This window comes from Pseudofrankia sp. EUN1h, assembly GCF_001854645.1.
Taxonomy (GTDB): Bacteria; Actinomycetota; Actinomycetes; order Frankiales; family Frankiaceae; genus Pseudofrankia; species Pseudofrankia saprophytica.
In genome coordinates, this window is the sequence record NZ_MBLN01000102.1 from 1 (window position 1) to 24,440 (window position 24,440).

Here is a 24,440-nt window from a genome sequence, read left to right on the forward strand (position 1 = left end):
CTGTCCAACCTCGGCATCGCCCTGCGCACCCGGTTCGAGCGAGGCGGGAACCTGGCGGACCTGAATGCCGAGATCGACGCCCACCAGGCCGCGGTTCGGGTGGTCGGAGCGTCGCCGCGGGTCCGGGTGGGTGCGGCGCGTGGCTGGGCGCGGGCGGCGGCAGACGCAGGCCGGTGGGACGAGGCGGTGACAGGGTTTGCGGCGGCGATCGAGCTGCTGGGGCAGGTGGCGCCGCGTGTCCTGGGTCGAGGCGATCAGGAGTATCTGCTGGCCGAGGTGGGGAGTCTGGGCGCGGACGCGGCGGCCTGCTGCGTACGGGCCGGTCTGGTGGGCCAGGCGGTGGAGCTGTTCGAGCAGGGCCGGGGGGTGATGCTGGGCCAGGCATTGGACACCCGCACCGACCTGACCATCCTCGCCGAGCGGCATCCCGACCTGGCGGCATCGTTCACCGGCCTGCGTGACGCCTTGGACCGGGCCAACGACCCGGCCCGGCCGACTCGGCACCAGCTCAGTGAGGGTGGTGCCGCTGCCACTGCTACCGGTGCCGAACGGCGGGCGACGGCGGTGGCGTTCGACGATCTGATCGCCAGGATCCGTGAGCTGGATGGCTTCGCTGGGTTTCTCCGGCCACCGCCGGTCGGCGAACTGCTGGCGACGGCCGCCGACGGCCCGGTGGTGGTCGTGGCGGTCTCGCGGTTCGGTTCCCACGCGCTGCTCCTGACCGGCGGCGGGGTGGAGGCGGTGCCGCTGGCCGGGCTGACCCCCCAGACGGTCTACGACCAGGTGAACGCCTTCCTCACCGCGCTGGACGACACCACCTCAGCGGCACAGGGGCGGGTGGGTGAGATTCTCGGCTGGCTGTGGGATGTCCTCGCCGGCCCAGTACTCGACCGGCTGGGCATCGTCGGCCCGACGACCGACGGTGGACGCTGGCCGCGGCTGTGGTGGTGCACGTCGGGGCTGCTGTCGTTCCTGCCGGTGCACGCCGCCGGTCATCACCACACCCGGTTCGACCCGGCGCCGGCCACCGTCCTCGACCGGGTGATCCCCTCCTACACTCCCACCATCCGCGCCCTGGCCCACACCCGCCACACCGGCCGCCCACGCGCCGACAGCCGGGTCGCCCTCCGCGAGGACGGCCGGCTGGTCGCGGTGGCGATGCCCCACACCCCCGACGCGCCCGACCTGCCCGGCGCCCTGGCCGAAACCAGTGCCCTGCAGGCCCGGTTCCCTGGCCAGGTCGACGTGCTGACCGGTCCGGAGGCGACCCGGCAGACGGTGCTGGACAGGCTGCCGGCCGGCCGGTGGGCGCACTTCGCCTGCCACGGCGCCGCCGAGCTGGCCGACCCCTCCACCAGCCGTTTGCTGCTGGCCGACCAGCCGCTGACCGTCCTCGACGTCGCCCGGCTACAGCTGCACGACGCGGAACTGGCGTTCCTGTCCGCCTGCTCCACCGCGATGCCAGGCAGCCGGCTGACCGACGAGGCAATCCACCTGGCCTCCGCGTTCCAACTCGCCGGCTACCGACACGTCATTGCCGCCCTGTGGCCGATCGGCGACCAGCATGCCGTCAACATCGCCCACGACATCTACACCACCCTCACCGACAGCGGGGACACCGCCGCCGCCGTCCACACAGCCGCCCGCGGATCCCGCAGCCTGTGGGCGCGCATGCCGGCGGTGTGGGCATCCCACATCCACGTCGGCGCCTGACAACCACACCTTGCACAGACCCCGCCAGACCTCGACACCACCTGGGATGACACCGACATGCAGACCGACGACACCAGCCCGGCCGTCGGCGACGACGGCGTGGCGGAGGCGGCGCGGGCGATCCGCCCCTACCTGGACGAGCTGATCGGCCCGCGGGCCGCCGCCGGACTGGACCGTCAGCTCGCCGACACCCTGCTCGGCCCGGCCGATCCAGCCGAGCGCACCCGCCGACTACGCGACCTGCTCGACACCAACCCCACCACCAGCCGGTTCCTCATGGAGGTCCTCACCGACCCCCCACACTTCCGACCGCCCTACCAGCAACCCCACTACCACCACCGCACCGCAGGCAGCGGCAGCCCGCTGGGGGACCCCAGCCCCGCCACCGCTGACCGCTACACCTGCCCACACGGCGACTACGTCTGGTACCGACCCGACGTCGGAACCCCCGTGCCGACCTGCAAAACCCACCAGACTCAGCTAACGCGGTCCTGACACATGCTTGGCACCTTCTGGGAGGCGGTCGGCGGCAAACTCGCCGACCGAGCCGCCGCCATCTCCATCCCCGCCCTCATTTTCTGGCTGGGCGGGCTGGCCGCCTGGACCTACCACCACGGCGGACTGCACAGCCTGACCACACACACCAACTGGCTCGACCGGCAGACGACCCTCGTCCAGGCCACGGCCGTCCTCACCGTCCTGCTCGCCGTCGCCGCCTCCGCCGTCCTCATCCACCAGGCCGCCACCCCGCTGCTGCGGCTGCTGGAAGGCTACTGGCCGGCCTGGGCCGACCCCCTACGCCACCGCCTCGCCCACTGGCTGGCCACCCGTGCCGCCCACGACCAGAAAGCCTGGCAGACCGCCTACGCCCAGATCCATCCGCCTGCGACACCCACCGTCGACCAGCTCGCCGCCTACACCCGGCTCGAACGCCGCCGCCGACGGCGCCCCTCGCCCGCCACCCCCGGCTACTTCCTGCCCACCCCAATCGGCAACATCCTGCGCGCCGCCGAACGCCGCCCCCTCGACAAATACGGCCTCGACACAGTCATCTGCTGGCCCCGACTCTGGCCCGCCCTCCCCGACAACGTCCGCGCCGACCTGCAAGCCGCCCGCACCGCCCTCGACACCGCCGCCACCACCACGCTGTGGGGACTGCTGTTCTGTGCCTTCGCCCCCCTCACCCTCCTGGCCATCCCCATCGGCCTGGCCGTCGCCGCCCTCACCATCACCCTCGTGATCCCCGCCCGGGCGGGGATCTTCGGTGACCTGATCGAAGCCGCCTACGACACCCACCGCACCACCCTCTACACCCAGCTACGCTGGCCCCCACCCACCAACCCCCACCAAGAACACGAGCACGGACGGAAGCTCACCACCTACCTGTGGCGCGGCTCCGACGACACCACCCCCACCTTCACCCCACCCTCCTAACCGCCATCCATGGCGAGAAAACAGCAGTCAGATAAATATGATCTTGAGCGGACGGATGGGCCACACAACGATCGACCATTGACCGCCGCAGGGATGGTCGCGCTGTCCGATGGCATCCTCACCGCCGTCAAACGGCACCGCCCGGCCGGGACAGCGCTCAACCGCGCCGCGACCGGCCGCCGCGATGCGCGATCTCGCTATCCGGCCCCGGAACTTTGACGGGCCACAGCACCTGGCCGCCGGACACAGAGCAGACCCCGAGGCTTACCCACGTTTGAGTACAACCATCGGCGTAGCGCGACGCCAGCAATCGGCGATACTGTGCCCGCTCCTCCGCCATCCCTGCGCCTCGTAGTCCGGAGAATKGCCTATTGGATCGGCATATTCGACACGGCCGCGCACGCCGGCCGGACGCCGAACGTGCCAGGTACGGCGCGTAGTTCCGTCCCGGACCTCCTGGAGATGATCGTGGACGTCGCGGTCGAGGACATGCTGCGCCTGGTGACCCTGGCAGGTGCCAGCCCTTTCGCCCGGCTGCGCGCCCGGGGCGCCAGCGGCCTGGTCCTCGCCGGCGGCGTGGCTGGCGCGGGACCGGACGCGCTCGTGGCCGACACCCTGCTGACCTTCCGCACGACGACCGACCTGACCGCGCTCACCAACCCGACCGAGGCCCTGCGCTACTGCGCCGACTGGTCGCCGGCCTGCTCACCGACCACGCCGAACCGGAGCCCCGCCATCTGGCCCTGTACCTGACCAGGCAAGGAATCGGCGTCAGCTGGCCGGTCGACCGGCTCCTGCAGATCTGCGCCGGACCGGCACCCCGATACGGCCTGCGGGAACACCGCGCAGCCCTCACAGAAGCCGTCCTCGAACAGACGTTGCCCCGAAGCCCGGAGCCGCCTCGGGCTCCCCGGCAGTAACGGGACCGTCAACCTGAGACGCTTCGGCGCCGGTAGGCGACGGGGGTGCGCCTACCGGCCACCGAAGCGAATGCCCAGGGTAGATCAAGGATCGGGATGCGACCAGCCGTGGCGTACCAGGACACTTCTCGTCCACCGTCATGCCGATTCCCAGGGCTCCTGGCCAGCCCGGCCGTCGATGGTGATCGATGGTGTCGACGCACGGCGCGTGGCCTTCGGCCGCGGGCGGCGTCGCCCTCGTCGAGATCGGCGAATTCACCCGCACCGAATCGATCGCCCTCCTACGCCGCCACCTCCCCGACCTGGCCGTCGACCAGTCCGACGGGCTTGCCGCAGCGGTCGGCGACCTGCCGCTGGCCGTCGACCTGTGGGGTGTGAACAGTCGGCCTGGGCTTGTGACCTGGGCTGATGCGATGGCTGCGCGGTCGGCAGGACGGTCAGTCATGCCCGTGCGCCTGCTCTACCTGATCTTCGCTCGGGTGTGTGGCTGGCTCGTCCTGCTCGGTCGTTCCTCGGCGTCCAAGGACATCGAACTGCTCGTGCTCCGACACGAGGTCGCCGTGCTGCGCCGGAACCAACCCAAACCCCGGTGGGACTGGGCGGACCGGGCGGTACTCGCCGCGCTGATCCGGCTCCTGCCGAGACGGCTACGGATGCACCGGCTGATCACCCCCGGCACCGTCCTGCGCTGGCACCGCCGCCTGGTCACCAGGAAGTGGACCTATCCGCACCGGACCGGACGGCCGCCCGTCAGCCCAGGGATCACCACGCTGATCAGCCAGCTCGCGACCGAGAACAGGACGTGGGGCTACCAGCGGATACAGGGCGAGCTACGCAAGCTCGGCCACCGGGTCAGCGCCTCCACCATCCGCCGCGTCCTCAAGACGCTGCGGATACCGCCGGCACCGACCCGGCAGACCGACACCACCTGGCGGCAGTTCCTGCGCACCCAGGCATCGACCACGCTGGCCGTTGACTTCTTCCACGTCGACTGCGCCGTGACGCTGCGGCGTCTGTACTGCTTCTTCGTCCTGGAGGTCGGAACCCGCTACGTCCACCTCGCCGGCGTCACCGCCCACCCGGACGGGCCATGGACCACCCAGCAGATCCGCAACGTCCTCATGGATCTTGGCGACCGGCGGCCGAGTTCCGGTTCCTGGTCCGCGACCGCGCCGGCCAGTTCACCGCGTCGTTCGACGCGGTCCTCGCCGACGCGGGCATCACGGTGCTCAAGATCCCACCTCGAGCTCCCCGAGCAAACGCCCACGCGGAACGGTTCGTCCGCACAGTCCGCGCGGAGGTCACTGACCGCATGCTCACCTTCGGTGAACGACACCTCCGTACCGTCCTGACCGAATACACGGGCCATTACAACGGACGACGACCCCACCGCAGCCGTGATCTCCGGCCACCGCGGCCCGATCACCTCATCGCCGACCTTGCCAAGGAACGGATCAAGCGCCGGCCCGTCCGCGGCGGCTTGATCGGCGAATACGAACGAGTCGCATAAAAGCCCAGCTCAACACAGGTGGCCGAGTTCTGGAACCCCACAGGTCCGCGGCGGTGGAGCTACCCGCACCGGGTCGGCCGACCGCCGGTGAACGACGAACTGCGAGCACTGGTGATCCGTCTGGCCCTCGACAACCCGACCTGGGGCCACCGCCGCATCCAGGGCGAACGGGCCTGTTGCATTCGGAGGGCCGGGTGCGCGCGGAGGCCCTGGTAGGCGCGAGGATCAGACCGCTGCGGCGAGCTCGGAGAACGCGACCGATAGCCGCAGCCGCGGATCGGCGTCGGTGGCGAGTTCGTTGTGGCCGCGGCGGATATTTTGGATCAAGGCGTGTCCGCTGCTGATCGTCTAGGCGGAGCGCAGCCATTTCAGCCCGCGCATCGGTCGCAGTCTGGCCTTGAGCCGGCTGTGGTCGGACTCGATCCTGTTGTTCTCCCGAGCGGCGTCGACGTGGCAGGCCTCGGACAGCAGCTCGTCGAGGACCCGCGGGTAGAGCAGTGCCTTATCCGTGGTGGCGTTCAGGACGTATCCCACGGTGGCCCGCGAGACCCCGGCCTCGCGAGCGACGTCCACGGCTGTGACACGGCGTCCGATGCTTGCCTCTGGCATGGCCGCCTGTCTCCTGTCTCTCGTCCCGCTGGCGTGGCCGCTGTCCGACTTGCACGTGCAAGTCCATCGATGTTAGCTTGCGTCCCGCGCCACTTGCTCGTGCAAGTGGCCTGGGGCACCCGGGCCGTGGCGGATCCAGGAGCACGCCATCGGCGGCTTCCGAGACGGCTTCGCCGGCGCGGGCGGGGTGTCACCGCCGAATTCCACGTGCAATCAGAGGGGCGTCGGTTGATTCGCACATCGTTCAACGACGGCTGGTTCTTCCGGCCGAAGGCCGAGGCGTTCCTGACGATCCTGGGGCAGGCCGACACCGGCTGGGAGCCGGTCCGACTGCCGCACGACGCGATGGTGCACGGCGAACGCGACGGCACCGACACGACGGCGGACATCACGACTCCCGGCGTCACGGAATCATTCCGGCGTCGGCGCAGCATCATGATGCATCGAGGAGAGCGCACGTGAACGTCAACCCGATTCTTCCCGGTTTCTATCCGGACCCGTCGATCTGCCGAGTCGGCAGTGACTACTACCTGGCGACCTCCAGTTTTGAGTATTTCCCCGGGGTGCCGATCTTCCACAGTACGGACCTCCTGCACTGGGAGCAGATTGGCAACGTGCTCGACCGCCCCACCCAGCTGAACGTGGCCCCTGGCCTCGCCTTTGCCAGCGCCGGGATCTTCGCCCCTACACTGCGCCACCGTGACGGCCGGTTCTGGCTCGTCACGACGAACTTCACGGATGTCAGGAAGGGCCATCTCCTGGTCCACACCGACGACCCGGCCGGGGCATGGACCGACCCCGTCTACACTCAGGGGGCATTGGGCATCGACCCCGACCTGGCCTGGGACGACGACGGCACCTGCTATCTAAGCTGGTCATACCCCGGAACGATCATGCAGGCCGCCGTCGACCCCGAGTCCGGCAAGCTCCTCTCCGAACCACAGGCGCTGTGGAGCGGGACAGGACTCGCCTTTCCCGAGGCACCCCACCTGTACCGCCACGGCGGCTGGTGGTACCTCGTCATCGCCGAAGGCGGCACCGAGCGCGGCCACACCGTGACCGTCGCCCGCTCCCGTTCGATCACCGGCCCCTTCGACGCGAACCCAGCCAATCCAATCCTCACCCGCAGCGGCACCGAACACCCGGTCCAGAACACCGGCCACGCCGACCTCGTGGAACTCCCCAACGGAGACTGGGCCATGGTCCACCTTGGGGTACGCCCCCGCGGCAGCTCTCCCAAGTTCCACGTCAACGGCCGCGAAACGTTCCTCGCCGGCGTCGAATGGGCCAGTGACTGGCCCACGGTCGTCGAGGACCGATATACCGTGCCGGTACGGCCCACCGCCTTCACCGACGACTTCTCCGCTCCGGCCCTACACCACCGGTGGATCTCACCCGGGACGAACCCGCAGACGTTCGCCGATCTCCGAGCCGGAGGCGGCGTCGTGCTGGCCGCCGGTCGGGCACCGGACGCACGCGAGGCCCGCCACCTACTCGCGGTACGCACCCAGGACATGCAGTGGCAGGCCACCGCGACGATCCCCGCCGGCGACGCCTGCCTGACCGTCCGTCTTGACGACGACCACTGGGCCGCCGTCGAACGGCGCGGCGACACACTGACCGCGCGGATGGTGCTCGGCCCCCTCGACCAGGCCCTCGCCACCGTCGCGGGGATCGGGCCACAGCATCCGCTCGCTGTCCGCGCCGTCGCGCATCCCGACGCGCATACCTTCCGCAGCGGACCCGACCAACTCGAACTGGGCTACCTCCGCGACGGCCAATTCCAGCCGCTCGCCGCCGCCGACGGCCGCTACCTCTCCACCGAAGTTGCCGGTGGATTCACCGGTCGCGTCGTCGGCGTCGAAGCCATCGGAACCGACGCCACGCTGGCGAACTTCGAGTACCAGGGTTTGGATGCCTCCACAGCAGCGGTGCAGGAAACCCGGAAATAGGGGAGCTGGAGGAATTCCGTGTCACTACGGCGACCGCCAGGAGTGACACGGGCTGGCGTGCCGCGACCGGCGCGATCCTCGTGGACGGCGTCTGCGACGGCGAGACCCACGACGCCCGGCCGGATCTCACGGATTGGAGCACAGCGGGCTACGACGGCGGCGGGTCTGCGGTCGAGGTCGTCGACCGCGGACCTCGACACCCTCGTCGCGCGAACGCACCGCCGATCAGGCGGGTAGCCGGCGGCGTAGTCGCGGGGTGAACTCATCAACCCACCGGCCCCGCGATGGTCGTCCATGAAGTTGGTGTCGATTTCGATGTCGCCGAACGGGACGAGGGACATGAAGTCGGCGTACGGGTCGCCCCGGAAGGCACGTCCGCCGACGATGACGCCTCCAAGGTGCACGGTTTCGTTACGCTCGCCGAGCGCGTTGCCGTCTCAGAGTCGAAGGGCGCCAGCACGGCACGCGCACGTCGTGAAGCAGTTCCGGGTTGGCCCGGCCACGTCACGGATCTCGTCGGCGGAAAGCATGAGGTCGGCGCCGTAGCTGGCGGCGTCGGCAGGTGCGGCTTCGCTTCGACCATGCCGCCGCGCGATTCAGCGGCCGTCGGTGGCGGCCGGATCGAGAATTTTGAACACCCGCTCGCGGAGCTCGGCGATCGCGCGGCCGGCGTCGGTGGCCGGCTCACGCGCGGGGAGCGAGAAGCTCGTGTACAGCACGCGGCGCTCCGACACGAGTGGCGGGGTCGACTCGTGGAGCGTGCAGCTCAGATGCACGGTCACGTCGCCCGCCTCGGTGGGGACGGCGACCACCGGCAGGTAGGGCCGAATCTTGGCGATCTCGACCGGCATCAGGGCACGGTGCGAACCGGCGACGACCCGCAGCTGCCCGTTCTCCTCGCCGCTCGCGGTGACAGCGATGCCGACGATCGGTTTTGAACACCCATAGGCGTGCCGACCGAGGTGACAGTCTCGGTGGAAGCTGACATCCGACGGGCCGGCCCTCACCTCGCGCGGCTTGACGAGCGCCTCCAGAACGCGCCCCGTCACCGGGGCTGACACGAGGACGTCGTCGCCGGCCAGGGCGCGACGCAGATGGTCCCAGCGGTCACCACGGAGGATGGCCGCGATGGTCGGAGACCGATCTACGAACTCCTGAAGCCGGACACAGCGGCGGGAGCCGTCCGCCACGGTCGCCCACCACGACCGACCGTCGCCTTCGTAGTAGTCGGGCAGCGCACGATCGACATCAGCCGACACCTCCCGCATGTCCGCCGGGTCGACCCAGCCGCGCAGGTGCAGAAACCCGGCCTCCCGCAGGAAATGGGCGACGTCCGTCGGGTCGTCGTCGGGAGTGAAGATCCGGCCGAGTTCGAGCCGTTCGCCGTCGCGGTCACGGAAGTCGACGTCGTCGGGCGTGACCGGCCACCCTTCCAGGAGGGTCAGCCAGAGCGAGTCCCAGATGGAGACGTCCCGCTCGGTGCCGCCGCGGTACCGAAGCTCGCGCGCGACGAGCATGGCGTTGAACGAACGCTGGTTCTGCACCCAGTCGGAAAAGTCGCCGGTGCTGAACGTTACAATGAGGGCGCCTTCGGCCACACCGCTGGCGGCCGTCAGTGTCCTCCCGTCGCTGGAGAAGGTCCACGCAGCACCACCCATCTCGATCGCGAGGGGCGGAGCGCCGAGGAAGTCGATTCCCTGCGCCACGAGATGGCCGTGACGCGCGGCAAGGTCCGGAAACTCGTTCGCGAGGAAATCCTCTATGTCGACGTGGCGCAGGTCGGCGTCCCAGCGGGTACGACGGTCCAGGGTTACAGGCACAACTACCCCTCCGGGGGAAACTATTCTTGGTCGACGGCGAAATCTTCAACGGCTCACGGGCACCCTCTCTGCATTCCCCGTCGCGCCGGTGGTCGCAGGTCGACGAACGGAGATCACCGGCTCAGCTCCATCATGTGGGCCAGGGTTTCGTTCTGGAGCGCACGGCCGCCGAGATTCAAAAGCTGGCGGATGGGCATACTGGAGATCATTTCGAGCACCTCGGGGTTCCGGGCGAGTGACTCCTGCGCCTCTCCGGTCATTCCCTCGTCGAGTGACTGCCGGAACATCTCGCCGACGACGGGGTGGTCGAGCCATTCACCGATCGGGGAGTCGAGAGTGAGCGGCCTGTGGTCGGCGTCGCCGGTGAGGGTTATGGTCTGCTCGGCGACGATGTGCGCGGCGTTCTCGCCGATCTGGATCGTGTAGTCGCCGGGGGCGACGGCCCACCGGCCCAGTTCGACGTCGTAGTAGGCGAAGGCGCGCCGGTCGAGGTCCAGAGCGACCGAGTAGGTCTCGCCGGGCCGCAAGGCGATCTTCGTGAAGGCGCGGAGCTCGCGGGTGGGACGGCGGGCGGGTCCCGCGGTGGTGGCGACGTACAGCTGTACGACGTGTTTGCCCGCCCGGTCACCGGTATTGGTCACGGTGACATGGACCGTGGCGGTGTCGGCTCCGGTCACGGTGGTCCCGAGGCCGTCGGTGGCGAAGGTGGTGTAACCCAGCCCGTGGCCGAAGGGGTAGCGGACCGCGCGGTCGACGGTCTGGTAGTGGCGGTAGCCGACCATGACACCTTCGCCGTAGCGGACGTGGCCGGCCTCGCCTGGGAAGGTCAGGTAGCTGGGGGTGTCCTGCAGGCGCAGAGGAATGGTCTCGGCGAGGTGTCCGGAGGGGTTGGTGACGCCGAAGAGGATGTCGGCGATCGCGCCGCCCGCCGCCTGGCCAAGCAGCCAGCCCTCGAGGATCGCGTCGACCTCGTCGTGCCAGCCTTCGAGGGACACGACACCGCCGTTGGAGAGCACGACGACGGTACGCGGGGCAGCCGCGGCGACCGCGCGGATGAGGTCCACCTGGTTGGCGGGCAGGTCGATGTGGGCACGGTCGACGCCTTCGGTCTCCTCGTCCGGCCCGACGAACACGACCGTCACGTCGGCATTCCTGGCGATCTCTACGGCCTGCGCACGCAGTTCCGACTGATCGTCCGCGCCGTCGGCCGCGTATCCCTGCGCGTACGTCACGGCCGTGCCGAGGGCGCGGATGCAGTCGAGGGGGATGTCGGTCTGGGTGGGGATGATGCGGGAGCTGCCGCCGCCCTGGAACCGGGGACCGGTGGCAAGGTCACCGATGACCGCGATGCGCGACCGGCGGTCCAGGGGCAGGACGTTCCCGTCGTTCTTGAGGAGCACGGCGCAGTCAGCGGCCAGCTCTCTGGCCAGGGCATGATGCTCGGCGACTGGCAGGTCGCCCTCCGCCTCGGCGGCCAGGGTGGCCAGGGTGGCTATACGGCGTGCGCTCGCATCAACCAGGGACTCGTCAAGGGTCCCGCCGCGGACGGCCCGCACGATCTGCAGGTCGTTGCCGCCGTTCGTGCCCGGCATCTGCAGGTCCAGCCCGGCGGCCAGGGCGGYGACGCGGTCATAGACGCCGCCCCAGTCGGAGACGACGACACCCTGAAATCCCCATTCGGTGCGAAGGACGTCCGTGAGCAGCCAGCGGTTCTGGGAGGCGGGCGTGYCGTTGACGCGGTTGTAGGACGACATCACCGTCGCCGGCCGCGCCTCGGTGACGATCCGCTCGAAGGCGGCGAGATAAATCTCCCGCAGGGTCCGCTCGTCGACGTCGGCGCTGACCCGCATCCGGTCGGTCTCCTGGTTGTTGGCCGCGAAGTGCTTCACCRACGCGCCCACGCCCTGGGACTGCAGGCCCCGCACGTGCGCGGCGCCCAGCACRCCAGCCAGCAGGGGGTCCTCCGAGTAGTACTCGAAGTTCCGCCCGCACAACGGCGAACGCTTGATGTTGACTCCCGGGCCGAGGACCACCGTGACGCCGAGCGCGCGGGCCTCGCGGCCGACCGCCACGCCCAACCGTTCGGCCACCTCGACATCCCAGCTCGAGCCCACCGCGACGGCGGGCGGCAGACAGGTAGCGGGCAGACTGTCGTTGATGCCGAGATGATCGGCGTCGCCTCGCTGGAGGCGGATACCGTGCGGACCGTCGGTGAGAACGATCGAGGAGATTCCGGCCTCATCAAGGGGCTTGGTTGTCCAGAAGTCACGGCCCGACAGCAGGGACGCCTTCTTTTCCAGGGGCAGGTCGGCGGGATCGGTCGACGGCATCAGTTGGACCTTTCGCGGAGGTGGTGGCGACACGACGGTTGAACACGTCGGGCGTGTCCGAGGTGACGGATGAAGAGGTGGACCTGGAGCGGCTCTAGGRAGCCTCGAGCACCGCGGCGAGATCCCGTTCGAGCGCCGGAGCCTGGGCGGGGAAGTACTCCAGGAGTGCCTGGAGCGAGGGCAGCGACGGTTCGGTTCCGCTGTCGGTGTTGGCGAACTGCGGCAGGTGTTTCTGGAAGACGGTCCCCAGGGCGGCCCAGACGGCAGCGTCGTAGAAGAGCACCTTCAGCGGCGTGTCGAGGCCGTAGGCGGGCCGGGCGGGCGATGGGGTGTCGTACTCCCAGCGGTGGTCGCCCGCCTCGATGTCCACGGTGAGGTCCTCCGGGTGTCGTGGCAGGACGACCTGGGCGGTGGTGCCGGCCGGGACGGTCACCTCAACGGTCATCCGGCCGTCCGGTCCGTGTCGCCAGCCCATCCGGACCCGGCCGTAGGGGGTGTCGTGGGTGACGGTGGCATGGGTGAGTCCGCCGCCGGGCCCTGGCGCGATGCGCATCCGGCTGTAACCGGGTTGGATGGGTTCGAGGCCGCCGACCACGCGGTGCAGCCAGCCGGCGATGGCGCCGAGGGCGTAGTGGTTGAGGGACGTCATGTCGGTGTCGTTGAGCGTGTCGTCGGGACGGATGGCGTCCCACCGTTCCCAGATCGTGGTCGCGCCCTGCGTGACGGGATAGAGGAAGGAGGGGCAGGCGGTCTGGAGCAGCAGCCTGTAGGCGGTGTCCAGATGACCGGTGCGGGTCAGGGCATGCGTGACGAAGGGCGTACCGGCGAAGCCGGTGGTGATGGTGTGGTCGGCCTTCGCTACGAGAGCGGCCAGCCGGGCGCCGGCGCGCGGCTCCTGGCCCGGGGCGAGGATGTCGAAGCAGATGGCCAGTGCGTAGGCGGTGACGGTGTCGTTCGCGACCAGTCCGGCGGGGGTGACCCACCTGGTCGCGGAACGCCTGGCGGACCCGCTGGTGCAGCGCTGTGTACCTGGCCGCGTCACCGTCGTGGCCCAGCACCTCGGCGGTGCTGGCCAGCTCCCGGGTCGTCCGGCACAGGTAGGCGGTGGCGACCAGGTAGGCGTCCGTCTTCCCGCCGGCGGGGTTGTGGGCGGGCGCATCCGGTCGAGCCAGTCCCCGAGCTGAAACCCTGAGTTCCACAGGCCGTTCTCGTCGAGGCGGCCTGCCACACTGTCGATGAACGCGGTCATGGACAAGTACTGGCGGGCAAGGATGTCCCGGTTCGGCTCCCAGGTCAGCCGGCCGACCGCCCAGCCCTCACCGAGTACGGCACCGAGCGCGTTCCGTCCCGTCCGCAGCATGCTGGTGATGTCATGGCTGCTGACGGCCAGGCGGTGGTCGTAGGACGTCCACCCCGGCGTGAGCACCTCGTTACCCGCCCGACCGCCGTCGACGTGGGCCTCGACGAGCCCGAGCGCGGTGACGTGCAGGCTGGCTCTCACCAGCCCCTCGCCGACGGTGAACTCGCGGCGCAGATACGGCGCCGGCACCGGGATCTCCGCGACGGCGCGGAAGGAAGGGATTATGAAGGAGGCCCGCCAGGAAAGTGACATCGTTTCTCTCACTCCTCGGTAATCCTGTCGGCCCGTTCGTCGGCGGCCGTCACCCGGATATCCGGCCGCGGAGCCGGCCGGTGAAGGCCGCGGACGCCTCCCCGGCCGGACCCATGACGAGCCGGCGCCGACCGCTACCGGACGAGGGCGAAGTTCTTCTTCGCCGGGTCGTACTCGAACCGGCGGTCCGGAATGGCGCCGTGCGGCGTGTTCTGGCTGTAGGTGGCCCTGTCCGTGTAGAAGGGGATCTGGAAGGAGCCGAGAGCGAAGCCCGCCCGTTGGAAGCTCTGGTAGGTGAGATCCCGGCCGGCCTTGTCGGCGATGGCGGTGAACAGGGCGAGATAGCGGCACGCGACCGACACCGACACCCCTGGTGCCGGCTCACCGGGCGGTACGGTATCCGGGTCCACGATCTTGAGGCCGGGTACGGCGGCCTCGACGGTGTGGACGCATTCCTGGTTGGCCGGTTCGGCGAAGTCGGTGCCGAGGCCGAGAGCCACTGCGCCCCGCAGCGTGCTGAAGTCGTGGGCACCGGCGTCGAACGAGTACGCGCGAGCCTGGCTGACGTCGGTGAACAGCAGCCTGGGCCGGTAGTCGGTCTTCTCGAGCTGCGCCGGGAACTGGGTCGAGATACCGCCGACCACGAGCACCGTGTCCACGCCGGCGGACTGGAACTTCTGGACGAAGACGCCGGTCTGCTGGGCGACCGCGGCCGGGTCGGTCAGCGGCGCGTCCAGCACCCCGCTCTGGACCGGGGTGACACCCATGCTCCGCAGCCCTGGCAGCACGGTGTCGTCCAGCACGGCCTTGTCACCGACGTAGGTCACGACCGCGACCTTCCTGCCAACCAGGTCGCCACGGAACAGCTTCAGGCCGTCGCCCACCTCGTCGCCGCCTCGCAGGTCCGAGAACCAGGGCGCCTGAGCCTTGGCGTAGCTCTCCGTCGTGAGCGAGCCGCCGACGAGGGCGGTCTTGTGGGTCTGGACGTAGCACATCGGCTCGTTGGTGTTGAGGTTGCCGACGACCGCGAAGACCTTTTCGTCCTCGATCAGGTGGACGCAGGTGTCCTGGGCGCCGGTCGGCGAGAGGACGTCGACCGCGCCGTACACGGGCACAATCTTGCGGCCGTTGATACCGCCACCCTTGTTGATCTTGTCAACCAGGGCCTGGAAGGCGGCCTTGTAGTCACCATGGTCGATGTGGACGAACTGCTTGACCTTGGACAGGTCGGGATAGACGAGTCCGAGCTTGATGGTGTCGGCGGTGACGCCGGGCGAGATCGCCGGGGCGAGCGGCGCCGGCAGCAAACTCGGCGAAGAGGACGGTGTGGCGGCGTCGCCGCCCGACTCGACACTGCAGCCGGCCACGGCGAGCGCGGTGACCGCAGCGAGTAGTAATCCCAGACGGCGTCGGCGATGGTGGTGCGGCCTCATCCAAGGGCTCCGATTTCATACGGCGGGTGGTGGGGAAAGAAGCGGACCGGCGGCGGTCGCCGCGTGGCGGCGTCGCGGGCCGGCGAGCGGCGAGCCGTCGCTCAGGTCGACGCGTTCGCCGCGGCGGGCGCGTGGTCGTCATCCGGTGTGCCGGGCGCCCGTCCGCTACGGGTGATGGCGCGTTCGTCGGTGCCGAGGTAGCTGGCAATGACCTTTGGGTCGGCGCGGACCACGTCGGGCACGCCCTCGGCGATGACACGGCCGGTCTCGAGGCAGTAGACCCGGTCGCTGATGCTCATGATCAATGGCATGTCGTGCTCGATGACGAGCATCGCGGCGTCGAGTTCGCGGCGGATCTCCTGGATGAGCGGTCCGAACGCCTCGGTCTCGCGTTGCGCTATCCCCGCGGTGGGCTCGTCCAGGCACAGCACCCGGGCGTCCAACGCGAGCAGCCCGGCGAGCTCGACGATCCGGCGGGTGCCAGTGGACAGGTCGGCGATGAGCGCTTCGGCGTAGCGGCCCAGGCCGAGGAAGCCGATCAGGTCGTCGGCCTCGGACTTCTTCGCGCGTTCGTTGCGGAAGGTGTGCGGCAGGTGCAGGGCCGTGGCCAGCAGCCCAGTGCGGCCGCGCGCCTCCAGGGCGACCTGCAGGGTCTGGCGGACGGTGAGTTCGGGGAAGAGGGTGGCGGCTTGGAAGGTGCGGCCGAGCCCGGCGCGGGCGCGGGCGGCCGGGTTCGCTGCGGTGATGTCCCGGCCGAGCAGCTCGACGGTGCCCGTCGCCGGGACGAATCCGCCGATCGCGTTCATCAGGGTGGACTTGCCGGCCCCGTTAGTGCCGATCAGTCCGACGATCTCGCCGGGCCCGACCTGGAGAGACACCCCGTCGACGGCGGTCAGGCCGCCGAACGCCACCCGAGCCTGGCTGGTCGTCAGCACGGGCCGGTCCGCGGGCCACGGCTCGCGGGCGGCGGCGCGGACCAGCGCCGCCGGGGCGCCACTGGCGATCTTGGTCGGGGGCGGGGCGCCGATCCGGCGTTCGGCGAGCCTCAGGACGGCGTCGCGGGCGGCGTAGCCGATCTGGACCAGCCCGCCGGGGAAGTACAGCAGCAGGACGAGCAGGCCAAGGCTGGAGGTCAGCAGGGGCACGACGTCGTTGTCGGGGAAGATCGCGGGCAGGCCGACGACCCACAGGGCGCCGAGCACCGGTCCGTATACCGATCCAAGGCCGCCGATGACCACGATGGACACCAGGGTGAGCGAGTCGCCGGTGAGGAAGAACTTGTCGGCGTACGGGACGTTCTGGACGGCGCCCGCGAGCAGGCTGCCGCCGAGGCCGGCGATGCCGCCGGCGAGCGCGAACGCGCGCAGCTTCACCCGGGTGGCGGGCACGGTGTAGGCGGCAGCCGTCGCCGGGTTGTCGCGGACGCCGACCGTCGTGCGGCCGACGCCCGACCGGCGTAGCCGGGCGACCACGGCCATCACGACCGCCAGAACGATCAGGACCAGGTAGTAATACGCGCGCTGGCTGGTGATGTCGATACCGAAAACCGTGCTCCGCGGGAACGACGCGACGCTCGAACCCTCGTCGTGGAACAGGCCGAGGCGGTAGAGGTACTGCTCGGCAGCGATCCCGAACGCGAAGGTGCTGACCGCGAGCAGCAGCCCGCGTACCCGCAGCGCGCCGGCACCGACCAGCGCGGCGAGCGCGGCCGTGAGCAGGCAGGCGACCAGGACGGCCGCGGGGAACGGCAGGGCGTCCAGCGTGACGGTCATGTCCCCGAAGGAGATCCGCAGGCCGCGGTTCAGGGCGGCGGCGGTGAGAGCGCCGAGGCCGGCGAAGGCCATCTGGCCGAGGGAGAGCTGGCCGGCCCAGCCGGTGAGGATCGTGACCGAGGCCGCGCAGATCGCCCAGCAGAGGATCACGGTGTAGAGCAGGTGCCGCGACGGCTGGGTGACCAGCAACGGCAGCACCACGGCGATCAGCCCGAGCAGGAGCAGCGGGGCCCGTTCGAGGTGGCGGACCCACCACACGCCGCGCAGCCGGTCGGGAACCGGCCTGGTCTTCGGGGCGAAGGCAAAGGACGACGCATCGGTGTCACGCCCGCGGCTGACCAGGAACACCGCCGCCAGGACCAGCACGAGGATGACGAGGTCGGTCAGGCCCGGCTGGTCGAGCCAGTTGAACTGGATGAACGACTGGAGCAGGCCGAGCACGACRCCGGCGACCAGGGCGATCCGGAACGACGTCATCCGGGCGATGACCGCCGCGGCCAGCGCCCGCACCAGCGTGGTCGGGCCGAGGGTGGTGATCTGGGTCAGGGACTGGTTCTGCGCGGAGATCAGGATCAGGCAGAGGGTGCCGACCAGCCCGGCCGCCGCCCACACCGCGGTGGAGACCGTCTTCGGGCTGATCCCCTGCAGCCGCGCCAGTTCCGGGTTGTCCGCCGAGGCCAGCACCGTCCTACCGAGCACGGTGCGCCCCAGGAACAAGCCCAGCAGGCTCGCGACGAGCGGAACCATGACCAGGACGCTCAGCTGCGCACCGGTGATCTTCAGACTGTCCACCGGCGACCAGGTGCCGCCCCAGGGCACCGGGTAGCGCTCCGTCGAGTGGTCGTCCAGGTCCGGATATGAGGTGACGACGGTGAGCGCGAGTTGKGCGACACCGATGGTGGCGACCAGCAGGATCACCCGCGGCGCGGAGAACAGCCGGCGGACCACGGCCAGGTCGACGAGCGCGCCGAACACCGTCCCGACCGCCAGGGCGATGGCCAGGGCGATCCAGTACGGCACGTTCCAGCGCACAGCGAGCAGCGCGAAAAGGACGGAGCCGACGAGGCCCATGTTGGCGACGGCAAAGTTGATGACGCGGCTGGCGCGGTGGACGAGCACGATGCTGGTCGCGAGCAGGCCGATGACCAGTCCGGTGACGGCGCCGTCGAAGAGCAGTTGGGTGGTGGGCAGCTGCATGACGGGTCAGCCGCCTTCCCGGCCGAGGAACACGGCACGGGCCAGGTCGTCGCGTTCGGCCAGCTCGCGGGCTGGGCCGGTGAACCGGACCTGGCCCTTCTCCAGGAACACGGCCCGGTCGGCGATCGCCAGCGCGATGTTCAGCGACTGTTCGACGAGGATGATCGTCAGCCCGTCGGCCTTGAGCCGTTCGAGGATGGCGAGCAGGTCCTGCACCACGATGGGCGACAGGCCGAGTGAGAGCTCGTCGATCAGCAGCACCTCGGGGTCGTGCAGCAGCACCATCGCGAGCGCGAGCATCTGCTGCTGCCCACCCGACAGCGACCCGGCACGCTGCGACAGGCGGCCGGCCAGGTCGGGGAAGAGGTCGAGCACGTAGGCGAAACGACGATCGCGGCCGGCGCCGTCCCGGCGCAGCTGGAAGGCGCTCATCTCGAGGTTCTCCTGGACGGTCATCGCGCCGAAGACGCCCTTGCCGCCCGGCATCAGCCGCACGCCGTAGCGCCCGCGCTGTTCCGGGGCGACGTAGGTGATCGTCCGGCCGTTCAGCCGGACGACGCCTCGAGACGGGGTGCCAAGCCCGCAGACGACCTTCAGGATCGTCGACTTCCCGGCGCCGTTGGTGCCGAGCAGGGCCAGCGTCTCGCCGCGCCGGACGTCGAAGGCGACGTCGAACAGCACCTGCACGTTGCCGTAGGAGAAGTCGATGTTGTTGACCTGCAGCACCGGGATGTTCTCCGGGTCGGTCCGCTGCCGGTCGCGTTCGGCCAGCTCCTCCTGGAGATCCGCGACAACCAGCGACAGGTCGTTCTTCACGAAGGACGCGCCGCGGATCAGCATCAGGCCACCGACGAGGGTTGTCGGAACCCCGATCACCAGGACCGCCACCCGCGGGTCGTAGGCGTCGCTGAGCAGGCCGGACAGCAGCGCGCCGCCGGTCGCGCCGACGAAGAACATGTAGACGGCGGACATCGCGATGCCCAGGCCGCGCAGCCGGTAGGGCACCACGGACTGCATCACCGGGCCGACCATCGAGAACGCGACCGAGGCGAACACCGCGCCCGGAATGCTGGCCAGCATGAAGCCGATCCAGTTCGGCATGAACCACTGCACCGGCAGCAGTACCGCGCCCGGCAGCACGCACAGCCCGAGCAGCGCCACCGCCCGCGCGGGATCCCGGTGGTAGAGCCGGTCGTACCGCGGCCCGACGACCGGCAGCGCCAGGAGGAGCGCGGCGCCGCCGAGCGAACCCATCAGGCCCCGCTGGAAGGTCGACATCCCGTAGTGGTCCTCGGCCCACAGGTTCGCGAGGATGCTCGTCGTGAACAGGCTGAAGCCCAGCGCCGAGAAGGCAATGATCGCGGTCTTCACCGTGCGGATGCGCATCAGCCGGGCGAACGCCGCCTCCACCGAGATCGGCATCGGCTCGGCGTCCTCGATCACCTCCCCCAGCACCGACCTCATCTCGTGCTGGCCCCGTGGCGGCTCCGGTAACCGAAAGGCGACAACCGCCACGGCCATCGCGGGTAGGCCGAGGACCAGGAACGGCCAGCGCCAGCCATCGTCCCCGCCCGCCCAGGTCGCAATGGCCGCGACCAGCAGAGGGCTGAGGGCTCCCGCGGCACGGGCCGCACCGTAGGTCGTCGCCGAGATCCGCCCCCGCACCCCGATCGGATACACGTCCGCGAGCAGCGAGCCGTGAACCGAGTTGTTGCTCGACTTCGCCACCCCGACACCGAAGCGGGCCAGGAAGAACAGGAACGCGTTCGCGGCCAGCCCCGACGCGAGCACCATCAGCGAGAACGCGACACCCGCCCAGCCGATCACCCGGCTACGCCGGCACCGGTCCGCCAGCCATCCCATCGGCAGCGCACCCAGCACTAGGAAGGCACCGGCCGCGGCGGAGATGAACACGATCGCGCCGTCACTCAGGCCGAACGCGTCCCGGATGTCCGGCGCCAGCACCGCCAGGGCCGCCGACTCCAGTTCGTCCAACGCGGACAGCACCACCAGCGTCAGGAACGTGAAGGCGCCGCCCACGGCCAGCCCCTGACGCAGCGACAACGACTCACCGCCGACCCCCGGCAGCAGGTCGTCGGCGAAGATCACCTCGCGGCGCGCCTCAGCCTGGCGTTCCCGGCGTTCCGCCTCGGCGTCGATCAGGCCGGCCGCCAGCCCCGCGACCGACCGTGTCGGGCTCGTCTCCTGGGCGGCGGCTGGTGCCTGACTGGCCGGCACGGCGGCCACCCGCGCCGAGCCGGCTCGCGCGCTCACGGCTCGGTCCGATCGCGGCGGACCGCCGTTAATCCCGACTTCCTGTACACCCATGGCCTACTTTCCTGAGCTGGCGGCCGGTTCGACGGACGCTCATGGTCGCTGTTCGCGACGGTGGGAGAAACGTTCCGTCACGGCCGCTGTCTCGCCGGGAACGGGTCCGCGGCGTCGCGTGGTCGGGCCTCGATGCGGACAGTCGAGGGCGTGCATTCCCGCGCGGTGAGGGTGACGGACACCGTTCCCGGGGCCGTCGGGCGAATGACCGCGAGGGCCCGCCCGTCGAAGGTGGTCCGGGTGGTGTCGAAGAAGTTCTCCGTCGGCTTCGGGTCGGCGCTGCCGAATCCCTGGAGCTCCCCGGGTCCGGTCAGCTCGACGGACACCGGGCGGTCGGCGGTGTTGTAGAAGTTGCCGGCCTGGTCGACGAGGGTGATCGAGATGAAGGCGAGGTCGCCGTCATCGGCGCCGATCTCCGCACGGTCGGCCTCGACCCGGAGACGGACCTCGCCGGACGCCGAGCGCAGAACCGTGCGTCCGATTTCCTCGCCGTCGGTGTAGGCGACGGCGAGGATCTCGCCCGGCTCGTAGACGGTCTCGAACTCGGCTCTGAACCGGTTCTTCTCCCCCGCGGAGGCGATTCCCAGCGAGCGGCCGTTGACCAGGAGCTCGACCTCGTCCGCGGCCGAGTAGACGTCGACGTGGATCGGTCGGCCCTCGTGGCCGTCCCAGGTCCAGCTGGAGATCGAGTCGGTCCACGACCACCAGGTCGCCACCCTGACCGGCTGGCCGTGCCGTGCCGGCCGGTGCACGGCCAGGTACGGCTCGGAGCGCAGGCCGAAGACGATCTCACGGTAGTAGGAGGCGGGACGGCGATGCCCGGTGATGTCGAGGTCCCCGCACCACGCCGCGAGCCAGGGATAGGCCGCCTGGTGATCGGTCACGCTGGCGGTCGTGGTTCCCTCGCCCTGGTACTCGATCCGGCCGAGCCCCGGCTCGCCGAGATAGTCCCAGCCGGTCCAGGTGAAGTCGCCRATGACGTGGCTGTTGTCCTGGACGAGCCGCCAGTTCGTGTCGATGTCGGAGGGAAACGTCTCGGTCCCGAGAATGACCCGGTTCGGGAACAGCGCGCGATCCATCGCGTACCGCGATTCCAGGTAGTTGTAGCCGGCCACGTCGAGGTAGGACATGGCTTCCGCCGTCTTCGACGTGATGACGTCGGAGGTCATCAGGACCGGCATGAACTCCCGGAACTGGGTCATGAACGTGTTGACGTCGACATTCTCAGCGCTTTGCGGCTCGGATCCACCGGCGAACGCGGCGAACAACTCCGGACCGCCGGCCAGCAGCCCGTTGACGGCGTTCGTGACCAGCCGCGTGCCATCCAGCGCGCGCACCTTCTCGGCGATCCGCCGCCCCAGCGCCGCACCGGCGGCGCTGCCCGTCTCGGGAATCTCGTTGCCGATCGAGTAGAGGACGACGCTGGGATGGTTGAAGTCCTTGTCCACCATCGCACGCACGTCCGACTCCCACCACGTGGTGAAGTCGAGGGCGTAGTCCTCGCCGGACTTCGACCTTGTCCACGTGTCGAAGAGCTCGTCCACCACGAGCATGCCCAGCCGGTCGCAGGCGTCGAGCAGCGCCTTGCTGATCGGGTTGTGCCCGCTGCGGATCGCGTTGAAGCCGGCCTGTTTCAGGATCTCGACCCGGCGTTCCTCCGCCCGGTCGATCGTGGCCGCGCCGATGACGCCGTTGTCATGGTGGATGCACGCGCCGCGCAGCTTCACCGTTCGCCCGTTGAGCCGGAAGCCACGGTGTGGGTCGACGCCGAGGGTGCGGATGCCGAACCGCGTCAGGTCCTCGTCGAGCAGCTCGTCGCCGGCGCGCACGCTGGTCCGGCAGGTGTAGAGGAAAGGATCATCGACGCTCCACAGGCCTGGCTCCGCGACGGTCAGCCGCTGGCGCACGGTCTCGGTGGTGCCGGGGAAGAGAGTCGCCGGAGCGACGTCCTTGCCGACGACCGCGCCGTCCACGTCCACGATCTCCGTGACGACATCGACGGTTCGGGTGACCGCGGCCTCGTTGCGCACCTCGGTCGACACCGTGACGACGGCGAACTCGTCGTCTACGACCGGAGTCGTGACGCGCACGCCGTCCGGGGCCACATACACCAGGCCACCGAGAAGGATCTTCACGTTGCGGTAGATGCCACCACCGGAGTACCAGCGCGTGTCGTCCTGGCTACGCGCGTCGACCAGGATCTCGTTGTCCTGGCCGTACCGCAGCAGATGATCGGCACGCATCTGGAAGTTCGAGTACCCATTAGCGCACCGCCCCGCCAGGTCACCGTTCAGGTACACCCGGGCGTTTCGGTAGACCCCTTCGAACTCGAAGGTGACCCGGCGGTGCCGGTACTCGTCGGGCACGAAGAACGTCTTCTTGTACTCGTAGGCCCCGGCCGGGAAGTAGCCGCGCTGCGCCGCCGTCGTGTCGGTGCTGTCGCGTTCGCCGTGCACCATCGCGTCGTGCGGCAGTCGGACCGGCTCCCAGCCGGTGTCGGCCTGCCCCAGGATCGTCAGGAACGCCTCGGCCTTCGGCCGGAAGAACCAGCCGTCGTTGAACGATGTGCGAATCAACCGACGCCCCTCTGATTGCACGTGGAATTCGGCGGTGACACCCCGCCCGCGCCGGCGAAGCCGTCTCGGAAGCCGCCGATGGCGTGCTCCTGGATCCGCCACGGCCCGGGTGCCCCAGGCCACTTGCACGAGCAAGTGGCGCGGGACGCAAGCTAACATCGATGGACTTGCACGTGCAAGTCGGACAGCGGCCACGCCAGCGGGACGAGAGACAGGAGACAGGCGGCCATGCCAGAGGCAAGCATCGGACGCCGTGTCACAGCCGTGGACGTCGCTCGCGAGGCCGGGGTCTCGCGGGCCACCGTGGGATACGTCCTGAACGCCACCCCAGGACAGACGATCCCGCAGACCACCCGCCTACGCGTGCTCGACGCCGCGACCCGGCTCGGCTACCGGCCGAACAGCGCCGCGCGCGCCCTGGTCAGCGGCCGAAGCAGGATCATCCTGCTCGTCCTGCCCGACTGGCCTCAGGAGTTCAGGTTCAGACACTTCCTGGACGAGGCATCCCTCGCCCTGGACGAGTCCGGCTACTCACTCGTCACCTACACCCGCCATCCCGGCACCCGCAGCCGACCGCTGTGGGAGTCACTCAACCCCGACCTCGTGATCGGCCTGGTCCCGTTCGACCCCGAGGACGTCGCCTCGATGCGCAGCTGCGGGATCACCAGACTGTTCCCAGACCCCGACAGCGACGACCCGGCCAACATCTCGACTGCGGTCAGCGCCGGACCGGAACTCCAGGTCGACCACCTGATCGACCGAGGCCACAGCCGGCTGGTATACGCCACGTTCAAGGAACCACCCCCATACTCGCTGGTCCTGGCGCGCCACCGCGCCGCAGGCGAACGCGCCCGCTCGCACAACCTGCCCGCACCCGACCTCGTCCAGATCGACCACCGGGACGGGTCCGCCGACAACGCGATCCGCCGGTGGCGCGACACGGGCATCACGGCCGTCATCGCCTTCAACGACCTCGTCGCCGCGGCCGTCGTGGGCGCCGCCGTCACCGCGGGGCTACGGATACCCGAGGACATCGCCGTCATCGGACACGACGACAGCCCACTGGCCGCCCTACTAGTCCCCCCACTGACGACCATACGGTTCGACACCCCCACCCTCGGGCGCGACTTCACCGACTTCGCCCTCCACAAACTAGAAGGCCGACCCCGACAGAACCCAACCCCCTCCCACCGCGCCACCCTCATACACCGCAAAACCACCTAAAACGGAACCC

14 protein-coding genes and 5 pseudogenes are annotated in these 24,440 nt (G+C 69.8%); 10 read left to right on the forward strand and 9 right to left on the reverse strand.

Going from position 1 to position 24,440, the window contains the following annotated elements; all coding sequences use genetic code 11:
- The 6 genes and pseudogenes from BCD49_RS37380 to BCD49_RS45600 all read left to right on the forward strand — a co-directional run.
- The coding region (locus BCD49_RS37380) for a CHAT domain-containing protein (protein ID WP_131803643.1) at positions 1–1,713 on the forward strand (1,713 nt) is incomplete at its 5' end.
- Positions 1,714–1,770: 57 nt separating this feature from the next.
- Positions 1,771–2,208: a hypothetical protein gene (locus BCD49_RS37385; RefSeq protein WP_007510793.1), complete on the forward strand. Its 438-nt coding sequence runs from the start codon at positions 1,771–1,773 to the stop codon at positions 2,206–2,208.
- Positions 2,209–2,211: 3 nt separating this feature from the next.
- Entirely contained in the window at positions 2,212–3,147 is a 936-nt protein-coding gene (locus BCD49_RS37390; RefSeq protein ID WP_007510791.1) for a hypothetical protein, read from the forward strand.
- 468 nt (positions 3,148–3,615) lie between these two features.
- The gene (locus tag BCD49_RS37395) at positions 3,616–3,900 is read left to right on the forward strand and encodes a hypothetical protein (RefSeq protein ID WP_071042460.1); all 285 of its coding nucleotides are present in this window, start codon (positions 3,616–3,618) and stop codon (positions 3,898–3,900) included.
- A 610-nt stretch (positions 3,901–4,510) separates the two neighbouring features.
- Positions 4,511–5,577 (forward strand): annotated as a pseudogene (locus BCD49_RS37400) (integrase core domain-containing protein).
- A 48-nt stretch (positions 5,578–5,625) separates the two neighbouring features.
- Positions 5,626–5,745: pseudogene (locus BCD49_RS45600) on the forward strand (integrase); the annotation flags it as partial.
- Between the two features lie 57 nt (positions 5,746–5,802).
- Here BCD49_RS45600 and BCD49_RS37405 read toward each other — a convergent pair.
- A pseudogene (locus BCD49_RS37405) lies at positions 5,803–6,099 on the reverse strand (DDE-type integrase/transposase/recombinase); the annotation flags it as partial.
- Positions 6,073–6,186: pseudogene (locus tag BCD49_RS44510) on the reverse strand (LacI family DNA-binding transcriptional regulator); the annotation flags it as partial. The pseudogenes BCD49_RS37405 and BCD49_RS44510, both read right to left, overlap by 27 nt.
- A 228-nt stretch (positions 6,187–6,414) precedes the next feature.
- On the opposite strand from BCD49_RS44510, the gene BCD49_RS37410 reads away from it, so the two are divergent.
- From BCD49_RS37410 to BCD49_RS45605, 3 genes are read left to right on the forward strand one after another with little or no spacing between them, the layout of a single operon-like run.
- Positions 6,415–6,648, forward strand: coding sequence for a hypothetical protein (locus tag BCD49_RS37410; RefSeq protein WP_007510787.1), 234 nt, complete (start codon positions 6,415–6,417; stop codon positions 6,646–6,648).
- Positions 6,645–8,138, forward strand: a complete 1,494-nt coding sequence (locus BCD49_RS37415) for a glycoside hydrolase family 43 protein (protein ID WP_007510786.1) — start codon at positions 6,645–6,647, stop codon at positions 8,136–8,138. The genes BCD49_RS37410 and BCD49_RS37415 overlap by 4 nt, the downstream gene beginning before the upstream one ends.
- A 5-nt stretch (positions 8,139–8,143) precedes the next feature.
- A complete protein-coding gene (locus BCD49_RS45605; RefSeq protein ID WP_425343353.1) occupies positions 8,144–8,398 on the forward strand; it encodes an alpha-L-rhamnosidase N-terminal domain-containing protein in 255 nt (84 codons plus the stop codon).
- A gap of 336 nt (positions 8,399–8,734) precedes the next feature.
- Here BCD49_RS45605 and BCD49_RS37420 read toward each other — a convergent pair whose 3' ends face one another.
- From BCD49_RS37420 to BCD49_RS37450, 7 genes and pseudogenes are all read right to left on the reverse strand, one after another.
- Entirely contained in the window at positions 8,735–9,958 is a 1,224-nt protein-coding gene (locus BCD49_RS37420; protein ID WP_007510785.1) for a phytanoyl-CoA dioxygenase family protein, read from the reverse strand.
- Positions 9,959–10,071: 113 nt separating this feature from the next.
- Positions 10,072–12,288: a glycoside hydrolase family 3 C-terminal domain-containing protein gene (locus BCD49_RS37425; RefSeq protein ID WP_071042461.1), complete on the reverse strand. Its 2,217-nt coding sequence runs from the start codon at positions 12,286–12,288 to the stop codon at positions 10,072–10,074.
- Between the two features lie 94 nt (positions 12,289–12,382).
- Positions 12,383–13,900: pseudogene (locus BCD49_RS46680) on the reverse strand (alpha-L-rhamnosidase-related protein).
- A gap of 134 nt (positions 13,901–14,034) precedes the next feature.
- Positions 14,035–15,333: an ABC transporter substrate-binding protein gene (locus BCD49_RS37435; RefSeq protein WP_007510782.1), complete on the reverse strand. Its 1,299-nt coding sequence runs from the start codon at positions 15,331–15,333 to the stop codon at positions 14,035–14,037.
- Between the two features lie 101 nt (positions 15,334–15,434).
- Positions 15,435–18,302, reverse strand: coding sequence for an ABC transporter permease subunit (locus tag BCD49_RS37440; RefSeq protein WP_007510781.1), 2,868 nt, complete (start codon positions 18,300–18,302; stop codon positions 15,435–15,437).
- Positions 18,303–18,308: 6 nt separating this feature from the next.
- Complete coding sequence (locus BCD49_RS37445; protein WP_007510780.1) at positions 18,309–20,630, reverse strand: ATP-binding protein; 2,322 nt, start codon at positions 20,628–20,630, stop codon at positions 18,309–18,311.
- A 77-nt stretch (positions 20,631–20,707) separates the two neighbouring features.
- Positions 20,708–23,206 (reverse strand): glycoside hydrolase family 2 TIM barrel-domain containing protein, encoded by a 2,499-nt coding sequence (locus BCD49_RS37450; RefSeq protein ID WP_007510779.1) that lies wholly within the window; start codon positions 23,204–23,206, stop codon positions 20,708–20,710.
- 228 nt (positions 23,207–23,434) lie between these two features.
- Between BCD49_RS37450 and BCD49_RS37455 the strand changes: the two genes are divergently transcribed.
- Positions 23,435–24,430: a LacI family DNA-binding transcriptional regulator gene (locus BCD49_RS37455; RefSeq protein WP_007510778.1), complete on the forward strand. Its 996-nt coding sequence runs from the start codon at positions 23,435–23,437 to the stop codon at positions 24,428–24,430.
- Positions 24,431–24,440: the final 10 nt, after the last annotated feature.